12 protein-coding genes are annotated in these 10,395 nt (G+C 67.0%); 6 read left to right on the forward strand and 6 right to left on the reverse strand.

Annotated elements, in window-relative coordinates:
- Window positions 1–94 precede the first annotated feature (94 nt).
- Entirely contained in the window at window positions 95–475 is a 381-nt protein-coding gene (locus tag KV106_RS17585) for a hypothetical protein (RefSeq protein WP_057597225.1), read from the reverse strand.
- A gap of 267 nt (window positions 476–742) precedes the next feature.
- On the opposite strand from KV106_RS17585, the gene KV106_RS17590 reads away from it, so the two are divergent.
- The 3 genes from KV106_RS17590 (at window position 743) to KV106_RS17600 (ending at window position 3,420) form a co-directional block, all read left to right on the forward strand.
- A complete protein-coding gene (locus tag KV106_RS17590) occupies window positions 743–1,705 on the forward strand; it encodes a GlxA family transcriptional regulator (RefSeq protein WP_261211363.1) in 963 nt (320 codons plus the stop codon).
- Between the two features lie 118 nt (window positions 1,706–1,823).
- Complete coding sequence (locus KV106_RS17595; protein ID WP_462982919.1) at window positions 1,824–2,816, forward strand: SLAC1 anion channel family protein; 993 nt, start codon at window positions 1,824–1,826, stop codon at window positions 2,814–2,816.
- Between the two features lie 199 nt (window positions 2,817–3,015).
- The gene (locus KV106_RS17600) at window positions 3,016–3,420 is read left to right on the forward strand and encodes a RidA family protein (protein WP_261211365.1); all 405 of its coding nucleotides are present in this window, start codon (window positions 3,016–3,018) and stop codon (window positions 3,418–3,420) included.
- Here KV106_RS17600 and KV106_RS17605 read toward each other — a convergent pair.
- From KV106_RS17605 to KV106_RS17615, 3 genes are all read right to left on the reverse strand, one after another.
- Entirely contained in the window at window positions 3,415–4,416 is a 1,002-nt protein-coding gene (locus tag KV106_RS17605) for a phosphotransferase enzyme family protein (protein ID WP_261211367.1), read from the reverse strand. The genes KV106_RS17600 and KV106_RS17605 overlap by 6 nt on opposite strands.
- A 65-nt stretch (window positions 4,417–4,481) precedes the next feature.
- Complete coding sequence (locus KV106_RS17610) at window positions 4,482–4,835, reverse strand: hypothetical protein (protein WP_261211369.1); 354 nt, start codon at window positions 4,833–4,835, stop codon at window positions 4,482–4,484.
- Window positions 4,836–4,873: 38 nt separating this feature from the next.
- Window positions 4,874–6,100 (reverse strand): MFS transporter, encoded by a 1,227-nt coding sequence (locus tag KV106_RS17615; RefSeq protein ID WP_261211371.1) that lies wholly within the window; start codon window positions 6,098–6,100, stop codon window positions 4,874–4,876.
- A 100-nt stretch (window positions 6,101–6,200) separates the two neighbouring features.
- On the opposite strand from KV106_RS17615, the gene KV106_RS17620 reads away from it, so the two are divergent.
- The 3 genes from KV106_RS17620 to KV106_RS17630 all read left to right on the forward strand — a co-directional run bounded on the left by KV106_RS17620 (window position 6,201) and on the right by KV106_RS17630 (window position 8,314).
- Window positions 6,201–7,172 (forward strand): LysR family transcriptional regulator, encoded by a 972-nt coding sequence (locus tag KV106_RS17620; protein ID WP_261211373.1) that lies wholly within the window; start codon window positions 6,201–6,203, stop codon window positions 7,170–7,172.
- Window positions 7,173–7,298: 126 nt separating this feature from the next.
- Complete coding sequence (locus tag KV106_RS17625; protein ID WP_261211375.1) at window positions 7,299–8,060, forward strand: SDR family NAD(P)-dependent oxidoreductase; 762 nt, start codon at window positions 7,299–7,301, stop codon at window positions 8,058–8,060.
- Window positions 8,061–8,071: 11 nt separating this feature from the next.
- Window positions 8,072–8,314, forward strand: coding sequence for a tautomerase family protein (locus KV106_RS17630; RefSeq protein WP_057593911.1), 243 nt, complete (start codon window positions 8,072–8,074; stop codon window positions 8,312–8,314).
- A 31-nt stretch (window positions 8,315–8,345) separates the two neighbouring features.
- On the opposite strand, the gene KV106_RS17635 is transcribed toward KV106_RS17630, so the two are convergent.
- Together KV106_RS17635 and KV106_RS17640 are read right to left on the reverse strand one after the other, a co-directional pair.
- A complete protein-coding gene (locus tag KV106_RS17635) occupies window positions 8,346–8,603 on the reverse strand; it encodes a hypothetical protein (protein WP_409976535.1) in 258 nt (85 codons plus the stop codon).
- A gap of 291 nt (window positions 8,604–8,894) precedes the next feature.
- Window positions 8,895–9,617: a hypothetical protein gene (locus KV106_RS17640; protein ID WP_261211379.1), complete on the reverse strand. Its 723-nt coding sequence runs from the start codon at window positions 9,615–9,617 to the stop codon at window positions 8,895–8,897.
- Between the last annotated feature and the right edge of the window lie 778 nt (window positions 9,618–10,395).

Consider the following 10,395-nt stretch of genomic DNA (forward strand, 5'->3'; position numbering starts at 1 on the left):
GAACAAGAAGAAAGAGAAAGCGCGGCGGGCCGCACCCTGAAGGCCGGCCCGCACGCTGGAGCTGCTGCGCCCGAGGCGCGGCCTGCTGCCCGCATCAAGAACCTTCGCTGACGCCACGCGCCGCCGTCGCACGCGCCTCGGCACGCACGGCCTGGCGGTCGACGTTGCCGGCCACGACGCGGGCCACGCCATCGCCGCTCACGTCGCCATAGAGGTTGCCGGCACGCGCGGCGGCCACGGCCTGCGAGCGGGCGTCCGAACGGGCGACCTGGCTCTGGAACACCGGCGGCACGCCGGCCTGGGCGGCTTCGCTGTACGGGTCTTCGCTGTGGGCGGCGACCACGGCCTGGGCCCGCACATCGGCGCGGCTCGCGGTCGACTGGAACTGCAGCACGCCCTGGTATTGCTCGGCGCTGGCGCCGAGCGAGAACACGGAAGCGAGGACGGCGACGGAGAGGAGGACGGAAGACTTCATGATGGACTTTCTCGAAGGTTGAAGAAGAAGAAGAAGAAGAAGAAGGAGACGGACAGTCGTCAGTGGCGGAAGGAGAGGGTTGTTGCTGCTGACGGAAGTGATTGTTTGAGCGGCACGCCTCTCGCGAACGCGATTGCGTATGCCTGTGTATCCGCGGGGGCGAACGCTCACAGTAAATTTCACAGCGGGGGCATCGAACCCGCGCGGCCATCCATGTAGACAGGGCGTTCTACAATCGCCCGCCCATCGGCCCCGAAAGCGCGCCTCATGAAGCTGGTCATCGTCGTCCTCGAAGGGGTGCAGGCCCTCGACGTCGCGGCGCCCATGGACGTCTTCACCGAGGCCAACCGCTTCCTGCCCCCGCACCAGCAGTACGAGATCACGCTCGTGGGCCTGCAGGCCGGCGGCGTGCGCTGCGCCAACGGCATGCAGCTGCACGTGGGCACGGGCTACCTCGACCACCACGAACAGCCCGACCTGCTGCTGGTGGCCGGCGGACCGAACCTGCCCGAGCTGCACGCCTATCCCGCGCCCTTTCTCGCCTGGCTCAACGCCATGGCCGAGGGCTCGCGGCGCTATGGCTCGGTGTGCAACGGCGCCTTTCCGCTCGGCCATGCGGGCCTGCTCAACGGCAAGGAGGTCACGGCGCACTGGCACGACGTGGACCGGCTCATTGCGCGCTTTCCGCGAGCGCGCGTGCGGCCCGACAAGATCTTCGTGCGCGACGGCAAGCTGTTCACCTCGGCCGGCGTGACGGCCGGGGTGGACCTCTGCCTCGCGCTGGTGACCGAGGACTGGGGCCACGAACTGGCGCTGCGCATCGCCAAGCGGCTGATCGTCTACATCCGCCGCGACGGCGGGCAGTCGCAGTACAGCCCCTACCTGGCGGTGGGCCCGAAGGAAGAGACCATCGTGGCGAAGGTGCTGCGCCACGTCACCGAGCACCTGAGCGAGCCGCTGAGCATCGAGCAGCTCGCCGACGCGGTGGGCGTGAGCCGCCGCACCTTCTCGCGCAGCTTCGCGAAGGACGCCGCGATGACGCCCTCGGCTTTCGTCGAGCAGGTGCGCATCGACTTCTCGCGCAAGCTGCTCGAGGAGACCGACCTGCCGCTCAAGACGGTGGCCTTCCGCTGCGGCTTTCGCAGCGCGAACCACATGCGCGTGGTGTTCGCGAAGCGGCTCGACACGACACCGCGCGACTACCGCGAGCGCTTCCACAGCGTGGCCTGAAACGGGCCATCAATGGCGCAAACCGCGCCATCGTGGCTCACCGCCGAGCACCACCGACTCCTAGACTTTTGCTTCGCCCTCGCCGCTCTCGCGCGGGGGTTTTCAGGAGCAAGAAATCATCACCACCCACACGCTGAGCCCGGCAGCCCCTCCGCGACAGGCCTCCCTTCGCCACCTGCCGGTCAACCTCTTCGCCTCGGTCATGGGCATCTCGGGACTGGCCGGCGCCTGGCACCAGGCCAGCGAGCAGTTCGGCGCGAGCCCGCGCATCCACGCGGCGATCGGCGCCATCGCCGTCGCGGTGTTCGTGCTGCTGTGCCTGGCCTATGCGGCCAAGGCCGTGCTGCATCCGCAGGCGGTGCGCGCCGAGTTCATGCACCCGATCGCGGGCAACTTCTTCGGCACGATCGCCATCGCCACGCTGCTGATCTCCTCGGTCGTGGCGCCGGTCAGCGCACGGGCCTCGCAACTGCTCTGGAGCATCGGCGCCGCGCTGACCGTCGCGCTGTCCTTCACCATCGTGAGCCGCATGCTGCGCGGCAAGGTCGACGCGGGCCATTCGGTGCCGGCCTGGCTGATCCCGGGCGTGGCCACGCTCGACATCACGGTGGCCGGCGCCACCATGCCCATGGCCTGGGCGCGCGAACTCAACCTGTTCGCGATGGCGGTGGGAACGATGGTCGCGCTGGTGTTCTTCACCATGATCGTGTCGCGCCTGATCCATCACCACGAGAAGCTGACCAACGAGATGGTGCCCTCGCTGATGATCCTGGTCGCGCCCTTCGAGGTGGGCTTCCTGGCCTACACCGGCTTCTTCCAGCGCGTCGACACCTTCGCGGCGCTGCTCTTCTACTTCGGGCTCTTCGTCTTCTTCACGCTGGTGTTCAAGGTGTTCCGGCGCAGCATTCCGTTCGCGGCCGGCTGGTGGGCGCTGAGCTTTCCGATCGCCGCGCTCGCCAATGCCGCGCTGCGCTACGCGCATCACGCCGACTTCCTGCCGCTGACCGTGCTCGCGCTCGCGCTGCTGGTCTTCCTGAGCGGGCTGATCGCAGTGCTCGCGATTCGCACCTTGCAATCGCTCGCGAGCGGCAGGCTGCTCGCGCCCAAGTGAACAACAACCTCCCACGCCACCAGACCATGAACGACGCTCCATACTCGCCACCCATCGCACCCACCGCCCCTGCCGACGCGACGAGGCCCCCGCCTCTGTCGGGCTGGGACGAGGTCGGAAACTGCAGCTGCCTGGACCATGTCGAGGCCGCGCCCGATCCGGCCGGTGGCCGCTCTCCGGAACCCCACATCCCTTTGCCATGACGCAACGACAACTCATCATCCCCGCCTCGATGCAACGCCTCGCCGAACGCGCGGGCTACGCCCCCGCCGTGAAGGTCGGCGCCACGGTCTACTGCGCGGGCCAGGTCGGCCGCACGCCCGAGCTCGAGGTCATCGCCGACCCCGAGGCGCAGTTCGTCGCGGCATGGGACAACCTGCGCACGGTGCTGGCCGAAGCCGGCTGCGGCTTCGAGGACGTGGTCGAGATGACGACCTACCACGTCGACATGGCCACGCACATGCCGGTGTTCCGCGCGGTGAAGGACCGCATCTTTCCGCGCGGCCAGTGCGCCTGGACCTGCATCGGCGTGCACTCGCTCGCGCACGCAGGGCTGCTGGTGGAGATCAAGTGCATCGCGGTGGCGCGCGACGGCCGGTCATAGCGGCAGCTCGAGCGTCTGCCATGCGCGCAGCATGGCGGTCTGCTTGCGCAGGTAGTCGGTCGGTATCGACTGCGATCCCCAGTCGGGAATGCGCGCCGCGTATTCGCCCAGCAGCCAGAGCTGCCGCACGGCCATGAAGCGCGGGATCGCGGCGAGGTCGACATCGGCGACCGGCCGCACTTCGCGATAGGCGCCGATGAAGGCCAGCCATTGGGACCTGGCCTTCTCGCTCATCACGCCATCGGGCATGCGCGGATGCAGGCTCCACGGATACACCGCGAGTTCGTAGGCCAGGTAGCCGGGGCCCGCTTCGTCGAAGTCGAAGAACAGCGCCCGGCGCTGCCCCTTCGCATCGGCCGCGATGAAGTTGTTGTAGCCGTGCGTGTCGCCATGGCACAGCACGCGCAAGAGTTCGCCGAAGGCCAGGATGTCGTCGTCGAGGCGACGTCCTATCTCCTCGTACTGCGGGCGCAGTTCGGCCGGCATGGTCGATCCGCACAACAGGGCTTCGAGCGGACGGTGCAACAGGTGATCGAGATCGAGGGTGTAGGCGCTGGGCGGACCGCCATAGCTCTCGCCCGCGGCATGCAAGGCGGCCAGCCCGTGCGCAAGCAGCGCGATGTGCTCGACGCTGTCGCCGGTGGCTTCGCCTTCGAGGTGCTCGAAGAGCATCAGCGCGCGCGGTCCTTCGGGGAGTTGCACCCGGATCGCCGCCTCGCCATTGGCTGCGGGCAGGCAGCGCGCGACAGCGCAACCGGCATCGGCCCAGTGCGCGAGCGCGGCCGCCTCGAAGGCGATATTGGGCCCGCCACGAAAGCGCTCGGGACTCAGCCGCGCCACCACGCGTCGGCCGTCGGCGAAGTCCAGGCGGTAGCTCTGGTTGAAGCGTCCAATCAGGAATTCGCTCGCGACGACTTGGCCCAGATCGTAGAAGGCCTGCACGAGCCTCGCGATGCTGGCGGCGGTCGGCGTCGATTGCGCGATATCGATCTGCATGGAGCCCCCGAAAAAGAAAGGGGCGCGATTACGCGGCGACGAACCTGCGGGGAAGCTGAAGGCCCTCAGCCCTGGCCGCCGGCATCGCCCACGGGCTTCACCGCCGCATCGGCCTCGAGGCAGGCCGCCTTCAAGGCCTCGGCCACCGCCTCGGGCGCATCGCGCAGCTGGACGATGTCGCGCTCGCCCACGCAATGGCCTTCGAGCCGGATGTAGATGCGCTTGAAGTCGCCGCCCAGCGCCTTGGCCACGTCGCGCAGGCAGTCGGGCAGCGTGGCGAAACCGCTGTCGCGGTAGGAGCTCGGCGGGATCACGCCCTTGGAGCGCGGCGCGCGCACCGAGTAGCCGTAGGCGGCGCCCTGCTCCTTCAGCTCGACCACGGGCTGAAGGGTGCGCTCGACTTCCAGGGCTCGCTTCATCGCCCCAGTGTAAGAGCGATGCGCCGCGGGAAACCAGCTCAGGCGGCGGGGTGCAGCCTCCGCGCGACGATGTCGGTGACGAGCGCCAGCACGATCGCCACGCCGCCCACGGCAAACAGCAGCGCATACCCGCCACCCGCGTGCGCGAGCAGCCACGACATTCCGTAGGCACCGCTGGCCTGCAGCACCGCGAAGCCGGTGGTGGCGCGGCTCCATGCGGGCTTCTGCATCGCGGGGTGATGCGCGAGCAGCTCCTGCACGCGGCCCAGCACCAGCGGCACGATGCCCGGCGTGAAGGCGCCGACCACGGCGCTCGACACGATCAACCCGCCATGGCCGATGAGGCCGAACGCGGGCAAGGCGAGCGCCGCGGCCTGCAGCACGAAGGCGATGCGCAACGCGGTGGCGAAACCGACACGGTCGGCGAGCCAGCCGCTGAGCACCGGCCCCACGAGCGCGCCGAGGCCGAACACCACCCAGTACTGCGCGCCGACCGCGAGGCCCTGCCCGAGGCCGCGCGCGACGAAGTCGACCAGAAAGATCATGTGCGGCACGAGGCCCACGGCATTGAGCGAATAGGAGACGGTGAGCGCGCGCAGCGCGCCGGTGGCCGGCTTGCGCGCGGCGGCGGTGTGCGCGGTGGCCACGGGTGCCGGCGCGGCGGCGGGCCAGCCGTTCCATGCGAGCGCGGTGAGCAGCAGGGCCAGCAGCGCGAGGCCGAGCCAGGTCGCGCCCAGTCCCTGGCGCAGCAGCAGCGGCACCAGCGTGCCCGAGGCCGCGATGCCCAGGCCGATGCCCGCGAACACCAGGCCGCTCGCGAGGCCGCGCTGGCGCGGCGGAATGTGCGCGAGCACGGTGGGCGCGGCCAGCACCATGAGCGCGCCGCCCGAGATGCCCGAGACGATGCGCCAGCCGAAGAACCATGCGAAGTCCAGCGGCCAGGCGCAGGCCGCGAGCGAGGCGACGGTGGCGAGCATCATCGCGCGCAGCACGCCGCGCACCGGCCAGCGCGCCGACATCGGGCCGCCAAGCAAGGCGCCCGCGAGGTAACCCACGAGGTTGGCGGCGCCGAGGTAGGTGGCGGCCGAGGCGTCGAACCAGTGCGCGTCGATGATGGCGGGCAGCAGCGGCGTGTAGGCGAAGCGCGCGAGGCCCAGGCCCACGAGCGTGGCGCAGAAGCCCGCGAGGATGACGGGCCAATTGGAGGCGGCGCGCGGGTGCGATGCGGTGGCAGTGCGCGCGGCGGCACTGCGGGGGGTGGCCATGGTGTGCTCCGGCGAATCGAGGGATTCGATGCTACGGATTGCCGGCCCGCGAATGAATCTTTATCCTCGGGCATTCAGTATTTCGCGAGAAGGAAGAATCATGGACCGCATCGACGCCATGAAGGTGTTCGTGGCGGCGCTGGCCGAAGGCAGCCTCGCCGGTGCCGGCCGCAAGCTCGGCAAGTCGCCGGCCGCCGTGAGCCGCGCGATCGCCTTCCTCGAGGCCCATGTGGGCGCCGAGCTGCTGCACCGCACGACGCGCTCGATCCGGCTCAGCGAGGCGGGCGAGCGCTATGCGGTGGCCTGTCGGCGCATCCTCACCGACCTCGAGGAAGCCGACATCGCGGCCGCCGGCGAACGCTCGGCGCCGCGCGGCAGGCTCACGGTGACGGCCGCGGTCGCGGCGGGCGAGGCGCTGCTGCGGCCGATCCTCGATGCCTTCATGAACGCGCACCCCACGGTGTCGGTGCGGCTGCACCTGCTGGACCGCCCGGCCAACCTGATCGACGAGGGCATCGACGTGGCGCTGCGCATCGCGCACCTGGCCGACTCGACGCTGGTGGCGCTGCCCGTGGGCGAGGTGCGCCGCGTCACGACGGCCTCGCCGCGCTACCTCGCGAAGCATCCGCGCATCGCGGTGCCGGCCGACCTCGCCGAGCACCAGGTGATCGCGATGACGCACTTCGGCATCGACTCGTGGAGCTTTCCGCCCGCGGGGGGCGCCAGCGGTGCCGGCACCCTGCCGCGCACGGTGCAGTTCGCGCCGCGCTTCGTGGTCAACAGCCTGCGCGCGGCGGTGGCCTCGGCGGCCGAGGGGCGCGGCGTGCTGCGTTCCTTCTCGTACCACGTGGCCGACGAGGTGGCCGACGGGCGCCTGCGCATCATCCTCGCGCAGGACGAACCGCCGCCGCTGCCGGTGCATCTCGTGGTGCCGCACGGCCGGCTGGCGGTGCCGAAGGTGCGGGCCTTCGTCGACTTCGCGCTGCCCAAGCTGCGCGCGGGCTTCGCGGACTGGTGCAAGGTCTGCACGCCCAAGGCCGAGGCCCCGCGCGCCAGGCGCCGCACCGGCTGATTCGCTCGAGTGGCGGAAGAGTGATTGCCGAATCGCGGCCATTCACTCTTCGATCGAGCGACTCCACACTTCCTTCCACGACGCCACCGCATCTCGCGGAGCGCACATACCGGAAGGACATTCACCATGAGCACCCCTGATTCCCAAGGCGGCAAGGCCCGCACCGCCGTCGTCACCGGCGCCAGCAGCGGCATCGGCTTCGCGATCGCGCGCCGCCTGCTGGCCGAAGGCTGGAACGTGGTCGGCAATGCGCGCAGCGACGCGCGGCTGGTCGAGGTCGCGCGCCAGTTCGGCGCCGGCGACCGCTTCACCGGCGTGGCCGGCGACATCGCCGATCCGCGCATCGCCACCGCACTGGTCGAGCATGCGGTCACGCGCTTCGGCGGCGTCGATGCGCTGGTCAACAACGCGGGCATCTTCCTGGCCAAGCCCTTCGTGGACTTCACGCCCGAGGAGGTCGAGCAGCAGATCGCCACCAACGTGAAGGGCACGATCTACGCCTCGCAGGCCGCGGCGCGCCACATGATCGGCCGCGGCGCGGGCGCGATCGTCAACATCACGGCCTCGATCGCGATGCAGCCGCGCGGCAACGTGCCGGCCTTCATGGCGGTGCTGCTCAAGGGCGGGTTGAACGCGGCCACGCGCGCGCTGGCGCTCGAGCTCGCGCCGCATGGCGTGCGCGTGAACGCGGTAGCGCCCGGCATCATCGACAGCCCGATGCATGCGCCCGAGACGCACGGCTTCCTCAAGACCCTGCAGCCGGCCGGCCGCCTGGGCACGGTCGACGAGATCGCCGATGCGGTGCTCTACCTGGTGGATGCGGGCTTCACCAGCGGCGCGGTGCTGCCGGTGGATGGCGCGGGCAGCGCCGGCAACTACGTCGCCTGAAGGAGAACGCCATGCCCTACGTCAACGTACGCATCACGCGCGACGGCGTCACGCGCGCACAGAAGGCCACTGTGATCGCGGAGATCACCGACACGCTGCAGCGCGTGCTCGGCAAGGACCCGCACCTGACCCACATCGTGATCGACGAGATCGACACCGACGACTGGGGCTATGCGGGCGAGACGACGACGGTCGTGCGCGCGCGGGAGGCGGCGCAAGCGAAGGAAGCGGCGGGGCAGGCCCGTCAGGCCTGAGCCGCCGCCGCGCGGTATCGAAGGACACGGATCAACCCGCGTTCTTCAGCGACTGCTTGGCCTTCTCTGCCGAAGCCTTCGAGCGGTTCTTGTGATAGCCCGATTTCACGTTGTTCACGGCCTTGCCGACCGGGCCGCTCTTCTTGGCCTTGCTGTCGGCCTGCTTCTCGTCGATCTTGTGCTGGGCCGCATCGGTCGCCTCGGAGGCGGCCTTGCCGATCTGGGCGTTGGCGGTGCCGGCGGCGAGCAGGGTCAGCGAGGTGGCGAGAGCGAGCAGGGTCTTGTTGATCATGGGAAGGGTCCTCCAAGAGTTATCAGTGAAACCCATGGTCATGCCGTTGGAGCACACGGCCTGTCGGCGGTGGCCGCGCATCGCTAGGCGGGTCGCCCTACAGCCATCGTCATTTTCCCCGCTGCCGAGGTACGCGCGATGGGAGCCTCAAGCAAAAGCGGCGCTGATGCACAAAGGCCGAGCAAATAGAGAACACGGGCCAGCCCGCTTTCTTTATGCAACTACCAAGGTCTTATTGTTATAACTACTTTTAACAGTAAGGATTACTGACTTGGCGCGAAGGATCAATCATTTCACGACCTCCATCTTGAAGTCTCTCGATCTCGAGGCTACCGCCCAACCACTCTGAAATTCATTGGAAATATTTTTGAGAGGAGTGCGCTGCTGACGAAAGATGTTCGCTTTCACAGAACCGATCGGAAGTTCGATTTTTTTATGAATTGGATCAAACACGATCTCTTGTTCCGCGGCAGGTTTCTGATCAAAGGGGTAGTAGATGTTTCCAGCGTAGATTGCCATACGATGGGTATCACGCATGCCCCCTGCCCGAGGTGGCCCAGGATTGACCCTCACCTTGAGCGTCTCACCTGCCCGATAAGTGCGAGGAAACTCGACGATCTCGAGTTCCGGCAAGGCAAAACTATGCTCGATCACCCTCCCAGGCGTACGCGCAAACTCGAAGGTCAGCAAACCACGCGATGTGGGGATTTTTCCTATATAGGAGACCAACTCTTTCGGGTCGCGTTGCAACTCAAAGCCATTAACCTTGATGGAGGCGCCCGGAAGTAATCTCACGTCTTTCTTGGTGTCGTAGGAGTAGAAGTCGGCCCGCACAAAAGTGTGGGACTGACTCTCGTTGTGGGTCATCACATAGACGGGTGTGATCTCGGAAACTCCGTCATCGACAACCTTCTTGGATTGCGTCTGGGCATTTGTTTCCGTCATGGCCGTAGAGCCGGTCAACCCACCTGCGAGCAGCAGCAGGCTGTCGCGCCGATTGATGGAGTACATGTGTTCACCTTCCTGGCGCCACCGCAGTTAGCGAGACCATCGTTTCGCAGCCACTCCAGGTTCGGCTGCAAATCTAATGATCACCCACATGCCGTCTCTTGACGTTTTTGGTATTACGCTCGTAATTTCTAATTTGTCGGAACCAAGCACGGCCAAACTGCACTTTCCCCATTCTGTCCGAACCTTACATCATCTGTACCCATGTCGTCGTGTTACCAGGTAGCCTATTTTCTATTAATCATCCGTGAATCAGCATTTGCGCGGACGAATTACAACAGCCTGCTGGGGGTCTCTCGCGACGAGCCGGAATCAACGCCCACCATGGCAGCAGATGAGATCGACCTTGCACCCACCCAAGGCCCCTGAGCCTTTCGTCAGCAAGATATTGAGACGATCCCGGCTCGGTCCTGACCACGGAGCACAGCTAGCACTGAAGCCCTCACGACTTCAGCGAACGACTGCTATTGAACCCAGGACTCTCTTGACCTGCATATTTCTGCATCACCGACAACCAACGCTCCCTGGAAATTGAATTCACACCTCTCTTTTTCCCCATCGGGTTCGTTCAGTTCAACAGACACAACCCGCCCGAGTTCCAGCCGAACTATCGCCAATCGATGATTGTTTTCTAGCCAAGTAACCTTGCATCCTGAATAATTCGGCTTCAACGACGCTGGATATGTTATCAATCTGCCGGCATGAGTGGAGCGCACCAGAGCTCCAATTGGAGGCCGTTGCATTGTGCATACGTCGGATTTTTCCGCTCTGCTCCCCCCGA

Origin of the sequence: Variovorax endophyticus (assembly GCF_025376855.1) — a bacterium.
Lineage (GTDB): Bacteria > Pseudomonadota > Gammaproteobacteria > Burkholderiales > Burkholderiaceae_C > Variovorax.